The organism is Nonomuraea sp. NPDC050663 (assembly GCF_044456985.1).
Classification (GTDB): Bacteria; Actinomycetota; Actinomycetes; order Streptosporangiales; family Streptosporangiaceae; genus Nonomuraea.
The window spans coordinates 1-15,454 of sequence record NZ_JBITGL010000033.1 but is presented as its reverse complement, the minus strand read 5'-3'; the positions used below and the strand labels follow the sequence as shown (position 1 = coordinate 15,454).

Here is a 15,454-nt window from a genome sequence, read left to right as displayed (position 1 = left end):
GCGGCAGGGGGCGGTGGGCGTCGGCGGCCCGGGAGGGCACGGCGCGCTGGACTCGCCTCGCGCAACCCGTCCGACCCCCGGGTGACGCAGACGGACGCGTACGGAGGGTGCGTCCGGGTCTGGGTCATGGGGTTGCCGATGCGGTCGATGAAGCCGAGGGCTGCGAGTCCGGCGTCAAGAGCTCCGTGTCCGTCGCTGCAACCGCTGACGTCGGATCGACCGGGGCGGCACGCCGGCTGCGGGCCAAAGCGACGGCCAGGCGGCTGTCGGCGCGGTGGGCAGGGCTGCGCTCCAGTTCCTCGACGTGCAGGTAGGTCTGGGTGGTACGCGGGTCGGCGTGTCCGAGCAGCGCCTGCACCACATCCAGTGGCTCGCCTGCCTGCAGCAACGCGGTGGCCACGCTGTGCCGGATGGAGTGCAGCGACAGATTCGCGGGGTCGGGGATATCCACCGCTGCGGCCAGGCGCTGGATGAGTTCCCACACGTAGGAGCGGCGCAGGCCCAGCCCGGTGCGGGTGAGGAACAGCGGCCCCGGCGCGTCCCCGCGTTCAGCCAGGTAGGCGTCCAAAATGCGGCCGGTGACCTCGGCGATGACCACCTGGTGCCGCTGCCCGCCCTTGGCGAGCAGGGTGATGATGCGCTGTGCTCCGGCATGTCCCAGCGCGTCCACGCCGACGTCGGTCAGCTCCGAGATCCGGCAGGCGGTGGCCTTCAGCAGGGCGACGATCGCCGCGGTGCGGGTGCTCTCGCGCTCGACGGCGAAGGTGACCAGGTCGTCGAGCTGGGCCTCGGTCAGGTGCCGGGTGGGCTTGCTGCGCCGTTTGGGCAACTCCATCCCGTCGAACGGGTTGGTCTCGGCGGCCTGGGCCCGCACCAGGTAGCCGTACCAGCTAGACAGCGCCGACAGCCGCCGTCTGCGGCTGCCGGGTTGGTAGCCGGCGTGCCGCATCGCGGCGGCGAACAGATCGGCCTCCGCATACGGCACGCGGTCCAGCTCCAGGCCGCGGGCCTGGAGCCACCACAGCCACCAGGAGGCCTCCTTGATGTAGGCGTCCTGGGTGCGGGGAGAGGCCCTGCGCTCCGACAGCAGCCATCCCGCGGTTCCGGCCAGGACTGTGTCGCTGGCCTGCGCGGTGCGCAGCAGCGCGACCAGCTCGGCGGCGTTACGGGCGGGCGGGGCGCTGCCCTTGGCTGGCAGCTGGACGGGCAGCGTGGTGAGCGGGATCAGCTCGGTGAAGTCCTCGACGTCGTCTTCGTTCTCGTCGGCCGTGCTGTCGAGGGTGATGACGCCGGCCACGGCCAGCTCGGCCAGACCCCCGAGGTCGGCCCGGTCATGGAGGTTGCCCGGACCGTGGCCAGTACCGTGGCCGGGGGAGGCCGGACTGCTCACTGGAGGCCTCCGGCCGCGGGACGAGCAGAGGTGGGTGTCGGCTGGTCAGAGTCGGCGTGGCCCGACCCACGGTCAGCGAGATCGGCGGCCTCGACGGGGGGCAGAGCGTCAAGGCCGGCCTCGGCGAGCTGAGCGGCGCGGCGGGCCAGCAGCTCCCCGAGGTCGTCGGCCAGCTCTGGCCAGGAGCTGATGTCGGGGTGGATCGCCTTGGCCGGGAGCTGGCCGGACAGCACGCTGAGCCGGGCGCGGAAGTGATGCGGGCCGATTACGGCCAGCCAGCCCGCGCACAGCCGCATGGCATGAGCGGTGCCGGGCTGGTCCAGGTGACAGGCCATTCGGCGGCCCTCGAACATGCGCTCGGCCACGTCCAGGCTGAAGGCGCCGCCGCGGGTGTCCCCCTCGCTGGCCGCGATCAGCCGGTCCATGTCCTGGTCGGTGAAGGCGGTCAGGTCGGCCTCACGCAGCCACGGGCACATCCGGCCCGCGCCCGCGCACGGCCGGGCGCGGAACTCCAGCGGGTCCGCGTCGTGCGCCACCGGCTCGGCTGGCCCGGGTTGTGCGTCCTCGCCGTCCTCGCCGCTGCCGCCCCGGGGGCGGCTGGCTGGATCCGGCTGTCCGGGATCGGCGAGGGCGGCCAGCCGGTCGGCAGACTCTGAGCCGGTGGAGGCCTTGCCGCCGGATAGGAGGCGGTGCTCCCAGTGCTCCAGGCGCTCCAGGCACTCGCGGTGTTCCGGGTATTGCACGCCCTGGTCCTGCACGGTCACTCCATTCCTCGGGCCGGGAACGCGCACCGCAGCGCGTACGTGGCGGTGTAGTCGGCGCCCTGCGCCGGCGGCAGCTGGCGGGGTGGTCGACACGCTGGCGAGCTGCGCACTTCTTCTTCTGTGCCCGGCTTCCCTGGGGCAGAGCCCGGCGATCGTGGTCTAGATCCCGAGCCGGTCATTCAGCCGCACCGCCAGCTCGCGGGCCAGCGTCCCGAGCGGCTGCTCGCGGTGGCGGGCGGAGAGTTCGTCCAGCAGGCTGGCGACGGCTTCCGCCTCGCCCGGCTCCAGCAGCGCCTGCCGCTCGTCACCGCCGCTCGCCACTCCGCGCTCTATCCGGGCCCCGCAGGAACGCGGCGAGCTCGTCGCAGGTGAGCAGCCGGCCAGTGCCGTGCTCACGCATCGAGGCGGCCAGGTTTCTCCGGCCACCGGTGGCGGACGGGCGGGGGCCAGGCGGTGCTGGCGTTCGCCTGCGGGTCGAGGTCGTAGCCGTGATCGTCGCTGGTCATCGGGGCTCCAGGGAGGTGGCGGGCGGGTCGCGAGGGCCTTGCGTTCATGGGGCTGCGGGAGGAGTATCGGGGGTGAGTCCTCGGTTGTGGCCAGCGTTCGGCCGCCGCGCTTCGCGCACTGCGTCCGTCCCACAGCCTGCCGGGGGCTGGTGAGCACAGGCCTGCGGGCCGTGCTCACGGCGGCGGTACGGACGCGAGCCCCGGCGCGCAGCCCCGAACGGGGCGGCCTCACGGCGCAGGGCCCGGGTGGAGCAGCGCTCCCCGGCCAGGATGCGTGGCGACCGGCCGCTGACGCCCACCCCGAAACGCGCACGACGCGATCCTAGCAGGTGGCATGGCGATAACCGTGATTAGCGCCATGTCAGCTTAGCTCGCAATTTCTTCATAGGCTTTATGGCAGAAATATTTCTTCCTTGCCTGGGCTGTGATGTAATGGATTTGTGGATCATGGAACCCCGGTCGGCCCAGCTGCCGAGCAGCCCGATGACCCCCGCCGCGGCGACGCTGAGCGCGCCTCAGCGCCGCGCGGCGGGCTGCCGACCCCCGCGCTGGAGGCGGACAGGGCGCTGGAGGCCGCCCCTGACACCGGCATCGGTGCTGCCGGATTGCTCCGGGCGGTCTACGGCGGGCCCGGGCACAGTAAGGACTGCCGCGATGCCTCCACCAGCGACCCGCTGTGCCGGTGCGAGCGCGCCACCTGCTCGCGGGCCAAGCCGTACAAGGTGCCCGGCAGCAAGGGCCAGCCGCCCAAGTACTGCTGCAAGAGCTGCGGCAACAAGGCCTCGGTCGAACGCAACGCCGCGCCCACCGTGCTGGCCACCACCCAGGAGGCGGCCTCGGAGCTGAGTGCCGCGGTGGCCGCGCTCGCCGTGGTGCTGGAGCCGCTCGCCGGCCCGCTCACCGCGGTGACCGAGCGGTTGCAGCGCACGGTGACCGCAATCGACGAGCACCTGGGGGAAGCCGAAACCCAGCGCCAGGCAGCCCTGGCCGAAGCTGAGCAAGCCCGCGAGGAGCGCCGCGTCGCGCTTGCCGAGCGGGAGGTAGCGCTGAACGAGCGCCAGGCCGCCGTCCGCGGCCACAACGCCGCCGTCACCGCGCAGCGCGAAGCCGAGACCGACCGAGACCGGATCGAACGGGACTGGCGGGCCGACCTGCAGCGGCACGGCGAGGAACTGGGCGAGCTGAAAGGCGCGCTGGCCACCGAGAAGACCCTGGTCGCCGGGCAGGCCAACCAGCTACGGGACCTGCGGGCCGCAGCGCGTGAGCAACAAGAGCAGCTCCAGGCCGCCCGCGCCACCAGCGAGGACCTGACCGAGCGGCTGCGCGCCCGCGACGGCGAGCTGGCCGGCGAACGCGCCACCGTCCAGCGGCTGACCGAGCAGGGAGAGCAGGCACGCGAGCGCCTGGCCGCGGCCGCCGAGGAGATCATCGAACGCAAAGCCGAGACCGCCGCCGCCCGCGGGCAGGCGGAGCAGGCGCGCACCGAGCTCACCGCGGCGCGCGAGCGGCAAGAGGCCCAGGTCGCCGAGTTCCGCGCCAAGGGGGAGCAGGCCGAGCTGCGCGCGGCGGTCGCCGAAGCCGCCCGCGCCACCCTGGAGCGCGAACTGCAGCACGTCCGCACGGCGCTGGGAGCCTCCCAACTCGCCGCCGGGCTGGTGCTGCCGCCGGTGACCGAGGAGGAAGGCTACCCCACCGTGGCGCTGCCGGACTGCATGATCGGAGCCGTCAGCCGCGAAGGCGATCAGCGGATCGCCGTGCACGTCGGCGGGCAGCCGCGCCCGCTGGCCGCCACGGCGGCTGTCAGCGAGCAGCAGGCCCGGCTGCTGGCCACCGCTCTGCTCGCGGTCAGCGCCGCACCCCCGGCATCCGAACGACCGTGAGCCTTTCCGGCGCAGAGCCCCAGGTCGACGGCCGTGACCCTGATGTGGTGCTGGGGACGATGGCCGCCTGGCGGCGGGCGCATGGTGATGTGGAACGCCACCGGCCCCCGTCCTGCCCACTACCCATCATCGAACCGACGGCCGCCGCAGCCGAGGATGGACGGCTGGAACGTCTGATCGGCGAGGTGGATCCGATCGCGCTGTCCTGGGTGCCGGCCATCACCGTCACCGAGATCGACCGGGCCGAGCTCACCGGCCAGGTGTCCCGATTGGTGGCAGGCAGAGATGTTAGGGGCCCGCGTGGATATAGCCGGCCCAGCGTCGGATCGCTTCTGGGCGTTCTTCCCGCAGGCGACGGACGGCACGGTGAAGAGCCTCCGCGGCTACGTCGAGCTGGGGTGACCGTGACCCGCCGTCAGTGATATCAGCGTAGAAGCCGTCAGCAACACGCAGTGCGACATCGTCGGCGATCGGCCACAAGGTTCCGATAACCTGCCGGAATCCGGCGAGCTGGAATCCGGCAGTGACGTGTATCGCCTCGTCGGCCAGTCGCAGGTTCGTCTGCGTGGTGGCGCATGCCGACAGGAAAGCGAGTTCGCCTACCGGCAGGTCCACGCGGGCCAGGCTGGCCACGGTGAGTGGGGCAGTCTCATGGTCGACGAGGAGAAGCTGGCTGTCTGATGGAACCCGCCAATCACTTTCGCAATGCCCAGCGAAGTGGGTGATCGCGTGCGCTGCAAGCCGAGTCAAGACCAGGTCGCGTGTGGCTGCGCTCTCGGTGAGTACCTCGGTGTCCGGTAGATACCGGCGGATACAAGCGATCTCAGCCGGAACGCGCTCCAGGTCGGCAGCTCCAAGTGCATGGGGCACGCCGATAGCCAGCGCCGAAGAACCGGACCCAGGTGAGCGTTGCTGTGCTTGCTGCAACAATCGAAGTGTGGAGGTGTAAGACGAGACGGCGCGATCCAGGACGGCGCGGCCCTCGTCGCCGGGGCCATGATAGCCGGAGGCGTGCCAGGGCAAGAACGTCATTGCCCCGACCGGGCACCACCAGATGCGTGGTGGGGTGGTGCAGGCTGGTGCGGGGCCCAGCTTGAGCCAGTCGAGGATCGGCCCGGCGACCATGTCCCACTGCCAACTCAGGACCGCCGACATCACCTCGTCTCGGCGACGGTACTGAGCGTATGTCGCACGGGTCGGGGCCGCGGGGCCGATGACGCCCAGCATGACGTTGGCCTGGTCGATAATGGTCTGCTCAGGAAACGGGAGCTGCAGACGGTGCACTGGCTCGTCGGGGTTCCCCGTGAGCAGGAGCGCGTCACAGCCCTGGGGGGCAGCATTGAGGATCACGACAGGTCCGGCGCGCGCTGCCCGTACCAGCGCCTCGCGACCTGGGGAAGAGGTGAATCCGTTCTGCCTGCGTACCGCCCGGGTTTCGCTGCGTGCGGCCTCCCACTCGGCGAGGAGGGCTTGACGTTCGGCGATGTTCTGTGGCGAGGCCACCGCCTCAGGTGGGAGGTCGGCGTCAGTCTCGTCGAGATCTTCGCGGATGCGCCGCAGGCGGGTAGCGAGGGCTGGCGTGAGTGCGCGCTCCGCGTCCCGGGCATCGAGCATCTGTCCGAGAAGAACACCACGCGATTGCTCCAGCAGTTGGACCGCCCGTTCGATCCGCTCAATCTTGATCGCGGCGGCGGCAGCCTCAGCGCCCAGTCCGCTGATGTCGCCGAGTCCGTACTCGCGATCGAGTCGTGGCAGGTGACGAGGGGCGAGTTGGTCGATCAGCCCAACAGCCAGTTCGTACGCGTCGGCGGCCTCCTCTCCGCTCGCTGTGCGGCCCCACCCGCGAGCTGCTTGGATGCGGGTGCGGGGCGATGCCGTGTCGTTGGCGGCCGCGCGGGCGTACAAGTCTTTGGCTTCAGTGATGTCCGGCGAACTCGCCGGGGCGGTTGTGAGGATGCTCGCCAAACAAACCATGACCGTCGCGGCTTCTGGGTGCTCGTCCGACAAGAGAGCGACAGCTTTTCGAGCTTCACCGAGCGCCTCGAGCCGGGCGCTGGGGTCTAGTCCGATGCGCACGCGCAGGGTGGCGGCCAAGTTGGCCAGGTAGAGGGCGCGGAGCGGTTCTGTCGACCCGGTAGCCTCCACTGCAGCGCGTCCGGCCTCAACCGCCTCATCGAGGACCGCCGGGATGTCGGTGAGCTGATACCACGATCTCAAACACGTGTTTAGCGCGGCATACGCCGGCGCGAGTTGGCGCCCAGTTGCCACGGCCCGGTGTGCGGCCTCCAGCGCACGCTCGAGCGGTTCACGCCGGCCTGATCGTAGGTGCAGGGCGTGCATCGCGCGGGCGAGGTTGGTCAGGTACTGGCTCTGTTGCGCATCTGGCACCGTTTGCGCAGCGGCCGCCTCCATCGCCGCGGCTGCCTCGCTGAGCAGCGCCGAGTGGCCCGTGCGCTGGTAAAGATCGAGGAGCGTGAGGCCAAGGTTGGCACGGTGCACGGCTTGGTCCGGGTGCCCCTCGCCGACGATGGACACGGCCTCGCGACCGATCGATACGGCAGCTTGAAGGTACTGCGGGGCACCGCTACGAGCGTGCCAGACCCGCAGCATCGTGCTGAGGTTCATCAAGACGGTGGCCCGGTCTGCGTGTCTCGCCGGCATCTCGGCGGCGGCCTCATAGGCCCATTGCAGCGCTGTTGAAAGCTGCTCGGCCTCCCCGGTGAGGGCATAGGTGAGGTGGTGGGCCAGAGCAAGGTTAATCACCCGTTGCGGTCGCCTCGGATGCCCTGGCGGTGTGGCCTGCACCGCGTCGCTGGCGGCGCTGCGTGCCTCATCGAGCACCGGCACGGTGGGGTCGAGGCTGGCCAGCTGCACCAGCACGCCCGCCAGGTTGGACTGCAGTTGGGCGCGGCTGGAGTGACCGTCAGGGGTGATCGCAAGGGCGTCTCGGGCGGCACCCGCGGCTTCGGCAAGGCTAGCCAGCTCACCGGTGCTCTCCGCGTGGGCTTGGAGCATGATAGCGAGGTTGCCCAGGTAGACGCGGCGCGCCGAGTCCGTCTCGGTGGGTGCGGCCACAGCCACGCGGCACAGCTCGATCGCCTCGGCGAGCGTGGCCTTCGAGCGGATGTGGCGATAGACGCCGAGCAGGTGCAGGGCAAGATTCGCGCAGCGTGCGGGACGGTCGGGGTGATCGGGTTGGGTCGCGGCCAGCGCTCGCTGGCTTGCCACGGCGGCCCGCTCGGCCAGCAAAGGGTCGCTGGTTGCGATGGCGGCCTCGGATAGCGCGGCGGCAAGGCCCGACTGCACGGATGGGAAGGCGATGTTGTCCTCATCGACAGCGTCGGCGGCCTCTTGCGCCGATCGGACAGCCTCGTCAAGCAAACTTGGATCGCCCATGGTGCGGAAAGCCGTAAGGAGCGCAGTGGCGAGAGTGCTCAAGCGTTCTGGCCGCCGAGGATCAGACGTGACGGACTGACTGACCAACTGACGGGCCGCCTCGAGCGCCTCGGTGGCTGCGGTGCGCTCACCGGTCAGTAGGTAGAGCTGGCGCGCCGCGTGGCTGGTGTGGCTTAGTAACCGCAACAGGGTCGGTTTGCCGGCCGGCGGTCGGCTGAGCCATTTGCGGCACAGCGACACCGCTTCCTCCGCTGGGTGAGCATCGCCGAACGCCTTGGCCTGCCGCCACAGTGCTTCGATCAGAAGCAGATCGTAGGTTACTGCGGTCGGGGCGTCGGGCGGCAGTGCCGCCGTGGCCGATCGGGCGCACGTCAGCGCCTCCGTTAGCGTCGCCAACTTTCCGGCTCGCTCAAATCTGGACAGCAGTACCACCGCGAGGTTGAGGTGGTGGTGCGCGCCGGTGTGGGGGGCGGAGCCAGCGACAGCCTCCCGAGCCGCGCGGATCGCCTCATCAAGGGTTGCGAGGTCGCCGTTGCGTTCGTATTGATGATGCAAGGCCAGGGCGAGATTGGTCAGGGCGTCCGCGCGGGTGACGGGGTCCTGGGCGGCCTCGGTGGAGGCCTGCGCTACCGCAAGGGCCTCAGTCAGCGTCTGCGGGCTGTGGTCGTGGCTATAGAGGGCTTGCAGATTCGCGGCTTGGTTGAGCAGGCACCATTCCCGCTGCTGGCCAACTGCCAGTTCTACTGCCCAGCTCCCGATCCTGACGGCCTCGTAGATCAACTCGCCTCGGCCGCTGCGGTCGAAGGCTGACTTCAACGTCGCGCCCAGCAGTGAGAGGTAGGCAGGCAGCTGTGGGTCGTCGGTGGGCGCCGCGGCGACCGCAGCTCGCGCCTGGGTGATCGCCGAGCGCAGGACAGTTTCGCCGCTGCCGTGCTTGTAATTCTCCAAGGCATCCAGTGCCCGGCTGGCAAGCTCGGAGACAAAGCCAGGAGATCGATGAGCGTCGTCCTGCATGTCTCATTATGGACGAGCCACGCCGCCTGCCGCCAGCTAGGCTGTCGGCGGATCGGGGTCGATGTCAGCTGACGGAGGAATCATCGAAGGGGGCCATCATGGGCTCTTTTGACAGCTCTGCTGCCCCGCCGTTGGCGGAGGTACGGGTCTTCCTCATGGGGGGCGACGTTCGCTCACCCGGTGACCGTGATGAGGTCGATATCGGGGTGGTGCGCTTCGGCGCCATGCAAGTGCATGCCCTGCCGTCACCACGGTATGTCACAGACGCCTATCTCGTTCGCGTGATGTTCGACGTGGAGTTGGCGCCTGAGGTACCTGGGCCGGACTGGGCGGAGGTCGGGCTGGAGTTCGGCGGCGGGGCGTGCGTGCTAGACGCGGTGCCGCGCTCAGTTGAGCATGAGCTGACCAGCCGCACCTACACCCTCTCCCAGCAGCTGCTGTTCTCTGAACAGACGATGGTCTCGGCAGCCGATGGCCGGGCGTTTGTGATGACGCTCGAGGGGCTCAGCCCGATGATCAAAGCGTTCGGCATCGGCCGACGGGCGCTGCGCTGGCGGCACATCGCCACCGCCGCTACTGGTGTCCCGGTCGGCTCGCACATCGGATGGCTGGTGCTGGAGACGCCCGCTAACGCGCGCGAGCTCACGGTGCGCTTCTCGGCCGCCTATCAGCTTTCGCCATCGGACGCGATGGGCCTCGTTCCTGGGAACGAGACGGTAGAGCGGGTGGTGTCCTTGCCGGAGCCAGACGGGCGTGCGAGGCGGACGCTCGACGTCGAAAGGGATCGAGCACGGCGAGTATTCCTCATTCACGGTCGTGATGACGAGGTTGCCAGCCGTATGCGGGAGCTGCTGAGCCTGCTCGGGCTACGGGTCATGGAGTGGGAACCGCTTGTGGCCGAGGCGGGGCAGGGGCCCGCGCCGATCTTAAGCGATGTCATTCACGACGGTATGAGCAGAGCGCAGGCGATCGTAGCGTTGCTGACCCCGGACGATGTGGTGTCCTTACATTCCGACCTGCGCCATCCCCGAGAGGATCCGCATGAGTTGACGCCCAGCTGTCAGCCTCGACCGAACGTCTTGATGGAGCTCGGTGCCGCTTTGTTCGTGTTTCGCCAGCACACGGTCGTGGTGAAGGTGGGCGGTCTCCGGCCGATGGCCGACCTCGGCGGAGTCGCCTACGTCGACTTTGACGGCGGTGAGGTTGCTCGCCAGGCGCTCATCCAACGCCTGAGGGTGGCCGGCTGCGAGGTCGACGACTCGGGCACCGAGTGGGCCAGGGCGGAGCGTTTCCACGGCCTGGGCGCCTTCACACGTCAGCCACCCATGCCCGGCATAGGTGACTGAGATCTGCTCATAAGGCGCGCAGGAACGCGGCAACGTCGAGGAGATCAACTGTATCTACGTCGGAAGGGTGGATGACAATCTGCAAATCTTGACAGATCGGCGACTGGCGGGCGCGGGCAAGGAAGGACATAATGATGAGTTTCACCAGCGCCTCTCGGTCTAGTTGGTCGATCCGGGCAGCGCCCGAGCCGAGCACCGCCATCGCCAGTGGCCTTCGCTGGCCATGCTCATAGAAGGCGTCCCAGAGGCTCGACAGGCTTCTCCAGAGGTCGTCGGCGCTTGACCGCGGCACGAGGTCATTACCCATCCGGCTATACGCCAGGGCGAATACATGCTGTTCCGTAGTGCCGAGTACCGCCACCGTACCGATCGGATAGCGGGTCAGCTTACCGAGTCGCTTGGTCTCGCGATTCTCCACACTGACGGGTCTGTGCCGGGCAAGGGCTCGTGACAACTCACGGTCGAGGCGGTGGCGGTCGTCGCTGTACCACTCCCGCAGGAACTGGCCCTGCAGAGCCGAACTGTTAATGATCCGGTCGTTGACCACAGAGGTGTCGAATGTGTCGGTGAAACCGATCACGAGGTGCGCTTTCTGCTCGAAGAGATTCCCGACTTTGACGCGAATCGTCGTACTCGGGTGGCGGAACGCGCGCGTGATCTGCGACCGCGGGTACGTGCGGGTAAGGCCCCACGCTAGACAAGCCAGAACAGCACCAACGGTGACCGCCACTGGCGCAGGAAATACCGTGCGGAAGTACAACTGGCCGACAAACTGCACCACCGCCGAGATCAGTCCCGCGGCGGCGAGGAAGTTAACGACGAAAGATCGCAAACCGCCGCGTGTGCCGAAAACCAGACGCAGGGCGTACGTAAGTCGGAGCCTACTCACGGATTTACGGGAGGGAGACGGCTCGGGCGTTTTTATGGGCTGCGGATTCTCGCGGGAGGCCGTCACGCGAGGGCGACGATTCGAGCCGTTGCGGCTACCGTTTCTGATCTTCGTCCGCCTCCTATGATGGCTGTCGGTGCTGTCTCGGCTGGCCTATCGAGAGCTGCCGACCTCTCCTTCTGCGCAACAGGATGACGACCATTCGCGCACAGGTTGGTCGGCCACCGCGGACCGATCGAGTGGTGACCAGCGCATGGATGGAGACAGGCCCGCCGACGCCGGCGACATCTGTCTGGCACCCGACCTCCCTTCACGGCTGGCATGCTGACAACGTCAAACGTTGCTTGGCTTACCTCAGCTTCAGGCCGGCCGTATGTGGCAACGCCTACGCTCTGGATGCGATCTTGTAGTGGGTTAGGGAGAACTGTGGGGGGCACCCCGTAGCCGTTGAGCGCGCGGGCCCGCTGGCACGCCCCTCGACAACGCGCCCTGACGATGGCTGGCTGAACTCGCGCGCCGTTCGTGTTCGCAGGTCGCTGCGGTTGCACATCTGGGGTTATCGTTAGCACCGTCCATCTCAACACCTCTTAAGCAGCCCAGCAAGCCCCGCAGCTGTGATGACGGTCTGGGGCTCCGGGGCGGCAACGGCACGGATGTGCTGGAGCGGCTACATCGGCGGATCGTTCACCGCCGACTCCAGGCAATCAAGGCGCTGGAACCGAGCACACGACCGATCACGCGGCGTGAGCGGCCAGCAGCGAGCTCTTCGTCGCGCTGGCCGACAAACTCGAGCATCTCGGCTGACGGCAGGAGCAGGCGCGTGGCGTGCTGCCCGAGCTCGACTGGGACTTCTCGCCCACGATCGACTCGGGCGGCCTGGCCTGGGCCAAGGTCCTGACGATCTACTACGAGCCCGGCATCGATGCCCTCACCATGCTCATCAACCTCGCCGAGCAGGGCGTCCTCGACTTCCGCATGACCGGCCGCACCCTGCAGGTGTTCAACGCCGACAGCATGCTCAACCGCAACCTGACCACGCTCGACCCGGCCGTCGACCTGCGCCTTGGGCGCGAGGTCGTCGAAGCGCCGGACGAAGGCACGTGGGAGGACACCGCCAACGCCGTGCTGGTGACCGGCGACCAGGGCATCGCCCAGCAGTGGGTCGACGCCGGCAACCCGTCGCCGTGGGCCGGTGGGAGATCCACGTCGGCCAGGGCGGTGTCTCCGACCCGGTCACCATGGGCGTGCTCGCCCAGGCGACGCTGGCCCGCTCCGCGCGGGAGAAGGTTCAGCGCACCCGCGGGCTCCTCATCGGCCCGCCGGCCCGGTTCCTGCCGTGGCGGGACTTCCGGCCCGGCGACACCCTGTCGGCGCCCGGCGAGGCCGGCCTGCAGCAGGCGCTGCGCGTCCGCCAGGTGACGGTGACCCGCGACGACAAGGGCGTGCTCGGCGGCTCCGTCGTCCTGCACGACCGCTTTCTCGACCGCGCGGTACGGCTCGCCCGGCGCACGCAGGGCATCCTCGGCGGGTCGACCGCGTCCGGAGGCACCGGAGCGAGGCCTGCTCCGCCCGCGCCCGCGCCGCGCACCCCGGCCGCTCCGACCGGCCTGGTCGTCGACGCCGACGCCTACCTGGATGAGCACGGCTACGCCCGGGGCCTCGTGGTGGCGACGTGGGGCGCGGTCACGCAGGACATCGGTGGGGTGGCGCTGGACTCGGACGGCTACGAGCTGTTCGCCCGCCGCGACGTGCCCGGCCAGCCGTGGTTTCTGCTGGCGGCTACGCAGGCAGGCGACACCGATGCCGCGCGCGGCCCGCTGCCGGTGGGGGAGTCGTGGGCGTTCAAGGTGCGCGCCGTCTACCTGGGCAAGAAGTCGGCCTTCTCGTCCGTGGTGACCGTGGCCATCCCCGACGACCCGGACGCGCCGCCCACGCCGTCGACGCCCGACCTCGCCTCACGGCTCGGTGTCGTGCACGTCGCCTGGGACGGGCTCGGCTCGCTCGGCGAGGGCATGCCGGCCGACTTCTCGCACGTGATCGTGGAGATGCAGGACCCGCTCGCGCCCGGCTGGGCGCCGGTCGGGACGCTGCCCGGCGCTGGGGCGCTGGTGGTGCCCGGCCTGCCGTACGGCTCCGACCGCGACTCCGCCTGATCAGCGTGGACCACTCCGGCAACACGTCGGCGGCCTCGGCCGTCGCGACGATCGCCGCGGTGCAACTGGTGTCCGGCGACGCGGCGGCGTCCTCGATCCAGACCGGGCACCTGGCGGCCAACGCCGTCACGGCCGACAAGATCGCCGCAGGGCAGGTGACCGCCGCCAAGCTGGAGGCGGTCATGACGCTCACCACGCGCCTGGTCGCCGGCGACCCGGGCGCGGGACGGGTCGAGCTGAACGCGGGCGGCCTGGAGGCCTTCGACGCGGGCGGCATGCAGACCGTCGACATCTCCTCCACCGGGCAGGTGTCGATCGTCGGCAGTCTGGCCTCGGGCGTGGCCGGTGACCGGGTGCTGGTCAACCCGCCTGGCTCGCCGTTCCCGGAGATCCGGTTCATCCCGTCGTCGGTGACGACCAACTACTCCAAGATCTACTCCAACGCGCTCACCTACCCGGGTGAGGCGACCATGGTCATGGAGTCCGGGGTGAACACCACGCCCAGCGCGGCGCGTATCTGCGGCTCGATGAGGGCCAGGCGCTGCTGGGCTGGACGCACCCGACGAACGGCACCCAGCAGCTGCGCATCTCGGAGGCGTCGACCTCGCACCTGGGCAGGTGGACGCACGCGTCCAACAGCAACGCCGGGCTGATCATGTTCGAGGCGACGGTGACGCGCGGCGCGACCTACTACGTGGTGGTGTCGTGGCCCGCGACGATGGCGTCCACCCCGCACATGGTGTGGTCGGCGCGCGTCGGCGCGGCGGCTCCGTTCGCGCAGGCGCCCACGGACCTGCACCTGTACACGCGCAACACGGTCAACGCGCAGTTCTACTCGCCGACCGCCGCAGCGTCGGGCACTCCGCCGACGATCACGTTCACGATCTGGGCCTGGCGGCCCGCTTGAAATGCCCTGGGGGACCGTCTGGATTGTTCACGACAAGATCGTCGGACGGGCTCTTGAGGCGGCCACAACCCTTGGAGTCCACCACCAGGTGCCACTCCGCTGGCCACTGATGGTCCTCAGAGGGAGAGGCTGTCGCGCCATGGACGTCGGCCACGTAAACGAAAGATGTCTCACCGAATCTGGCTGGGCCAGCGAAGCGCGCATCGCTAAAATTGACGCTCTCAGTGAAGGTGGTTCGGAAGAACGAAGCCCTCCGACCAAATGAAACGCCCACAAAGTCGGCAATCCCTTCGATGAGCGCATCATTAAATGTCACGCCGTGATGGAAAGATGCATGGCCGAATTCGACTGGGCCGCCAAAACGAGAATCGCTAAATACGCCCAACTGGGCAAAAGTTGCCATGTTAAAGTCATTTTCCCCGGCAAACTTCGTCCCGGCGAACCCGCCACGACCAGTGAATACAGTGTTGTAGAATCCGGCCCGTCGAGCGAACAAGGCCCTCGCAAAGGCCGCCGACTCACTGAAGTGCACGTTATGAAAATTGGCGTTCCCAGCGAAAGACGCTCTTTCAAGGGTTGCGGTGTAGTTGAAGGACGCTCCACTAAAGTTCGCACTTCCGTCAAAAGTCGCTCGACTGAAACTTGCAGGGCCCACAAACGTAGCGCCCGAGAATCTTGCTTCGGCGATATGGCAATAACTAAGGTCCAGATCGACGAGAGTGGCACCGCTCAGATCTATGCGCATACCCTCCCAGTAACGATCCGTGCGATCTGGTAAAGCGGGTGATCCACTCGTGCGCTTAGCTCGCAAGTGATCGGCCAGGATGCTCTGAGCCGTGAGCCGAACGTGAAGCTCAGCTCTGTCGGCCGGGTTGATAGCGGCGGTGGTCCCAGCGTCGTCGGCGGCCTGCACAGGGCTGTCGTAGTCCATGCGTAAATAGGCGCAGATGACGTTGACAATGGTCTGCCGGTGCGCGGGGTTGTCTTGCGCCACACGTTCCAGGGCATACAGTCCGCCGAGGCGAACTGCTGCCGCGCTGTGGCCAAGCTGTTCGACGGCCTTGGTGTACAGGTCGGTGACCCGCCGTTCGGTGGCATCGTGCCGGTTGTACTTAGAGCTCCTAACAGAATGATCTCTGTCGTGGTTTGATCTCTCGCTGTAGCCCGAGTGAGAGGGACACGATGGCGAAGCTGAAGCCCTGGGAGGTC

11 protein-coding genes are annotated in these 15,454 nt (G+C 68.6%); 5 read left to right on the top strand and 6 right to left on the bottom strand.

Annotation, left to right across the window (positions count from 1 at the left end):
* Positions 1 to 124 precede the first annotated feature (124 nt).
* From ACIBH1_RS47950 to ACIBH1_RS47940, 3 genes are all read right to left on the bottom strand, one after another.
* Positions 125 to 1,390 (bottom strand): tyrosine-type recombinase/integrase, encoded by a 1,266-nt coding sequence (locus ACIBH1_RS47950; RefSeq protein WP_397320831.1) that lies wholly within the window; start codon positions 1,388 to 1,390, stop codon positions 125 to 127.
* On the bottom strand, positions 1,387 to 2,148 hold the full coding sequence (locus ACIBH1_RS47945) for a DUF6283 family protein (protein WP_397320830.1): 762 nt from the start codon (positions 2,146 to 2,148) through the stop codon (positions 1,387 to 1,389). The genes ACIBH1_RS47950 and ACIBH1_RS47945 overlap by 4 nt, the downstream gene beginning before the upstream one ends.
* A gap of 165 nt (positions 2,149 to 2,313) precedes the next feature.
* A complete protein-coding gene (locus tag ACIBH1_RS47940; RefSeq protein WP_397320829.1) occupies positions 2,314 to 2,475 on the bottom strand; it encodes a hypothetical protein in 162 nt (53 codons plus the stop codon).
* Between the two features lie 625 nt (positions 2,476 to 3,100).
* Here ACIBH1_RS47940 and ACIBH1_RS47935 point away from each other — a divergent pair.
* The gene (locus ACIBH1_RS47935) at positions 3,101 to 4,540 is read left to right on the top strand and encodes a hypothetical protein (protein ID WP_397320828.1); all 1,440 of its coding nucleotides are present in this window, start codon (positions 3,101 to 3,103) and stop codon (positions 4,538 to 4,540) included.
* Positions 4,541 to 4,828: 288 nt separating this feature from the next.
* Here ACIBH1_RS47935 and ACIBH1_RS47930 read toward each other — a convergent pair whose 3' ends face one another.
* The gene (locus ACIBH1_RS47930; protein ID WP_397320827.1) at positions 4,829 to 8,950 is read right to left on the bottom strand and encodes a CHAT domain-containing protein; all 4,122 of its coding nucleotides are present in this window, start codon (positions 8,948 to 8,950) and stop codon (positions 4,829 to 4,831) included.
* Between the two features lie 98 nt (positions 8,951 to 9,048).
* On the opposite strand from ACIBH1_RS47930, the gene ACIBH1_RS47925 reads away from it, so the two are divergent.
* The gene (locus tag ACIBH1_RS47925) at positions 9,049 to 10,296 is read left to right on the top strand and encodes a TIR domain-containing protein (protein ID WP_397320826.1); all 1,248 of its coding nucleotides are present in this window, start codon (positions 9,049 to 9,051) and stop codon (positions 10,294 to 10,296) included.
* A 7-nt stretch (positions 10,297 to 10,303) separates the two neighbouring features.
* On the opposite strand, the gene ACIBH1_RS47920 is transcribed toward ACIBH1_RS47925, so the two are convergent.
* Positions 10,304 to 11,128 (bottom strand): macro domain-containing protein, encoded by an 825-nt coding sequence (locus ACIBH1_RS47920; protein ID WP_397320825.1) that lies wholly within the window; start codon positions 11,126 to 11,128, stop codon positions 10,304 to 10,306.
* A 1,295-nt stretch (positions 11,129 to 12,423) separates the two neighbouring features.
* On the opposite strand from ACIBH1_RS47920, the gene ACIBH1_RS47915 reads away from it, so the two are divergent.
* The 3 genes from ACIBH1_RS47915 to ACIBH1_RS47905 are packed head-to-tail and all read left to right on the top strand — an operon-like array spanning position 12,424 to position 14,245.
* Positions 12,424 to 13,338 carry a hypothetical protein gene (locus ACIBH1_RS47915; RefSeq protein ID WP_397320824.1) on the top strand — a complete coding sequence of 305 codons (915 nt, stop codon included), beginning with the start codon at positions 12,424 to 12,426 and terminating at the stop codon, positions 13,336 to 13,338.
* 5 nt (positions 13,339 to 13,343) lie between these two features.
* Positions 13,344 to 13,991 (top strand): hypothetical protein, encoded by a 648-nt coding sequence (locus ACIBH1_RS47910; protein ID WP_397320823.1) that lies wholly within the window; start codon positions 13,344 to 13,346, stop codon positions 13,989 to 13,991.
* 2 nt (positions 13,992 to 13,993) lie between these two features.
* Positions 13,994 to 14,245 (top strand): hypothetical protein, encoded by a 252-nt coding sequence (locus ACIBH1_RS47905; protein WP_397320822.1) that lies wholly within the window; start codon positions 13,994 to 13,996, stop codon positions 14,243 to 14,245.
* Here ACIBH1_RS47905 and ACIBH1_RS47900 read toward each other — a convergent pair.
* On the bottom strand, positions 14,217 to 15,454 hold a 1,238-nt coding region (locus tag ACIBH1_RS47900), incomplete at its 5' end, for a pentapeptide repeat-containing protein (RefSeq protein WP_397320821.1). The two genes, ACIBH1_RS47905 and ACIBH1_RS47900, sit on opposite strands and share 29 nt — an antisense overlap.

Coding starts and splice junctions, on each gene's coding strand:
- ACIBH1_RS47930 (WP_397320827.1), bottom strand. CDS start 8,950: ATGCAGGACGACGCTCATCGATCTCCTGGCTTTGTCTCCGAGCTTGCC.
- ACIBH1_RS47925 (WP_397320826.1), top strand. CDS start 9,049: ATGGGCTCTTTTGACAGCTCTGCTGCCCCGCCGTTGGCGGAGGTACGG.
- ACIBH1_RS47915 (WP_397320824.1), top strand. CDS start 12,424: ATGGGCGTGCTCGCCCAGGCGACGCTGGCCCGCTCCGCGCGGGAGAAG.
- ACIBH1_RS47905 (WP_397320822.1), top strand. CDS start 13,994: ATGTTCGAGGCGACGGTGACGCGCGGCGCGACCTACTACGTGGTGGTG.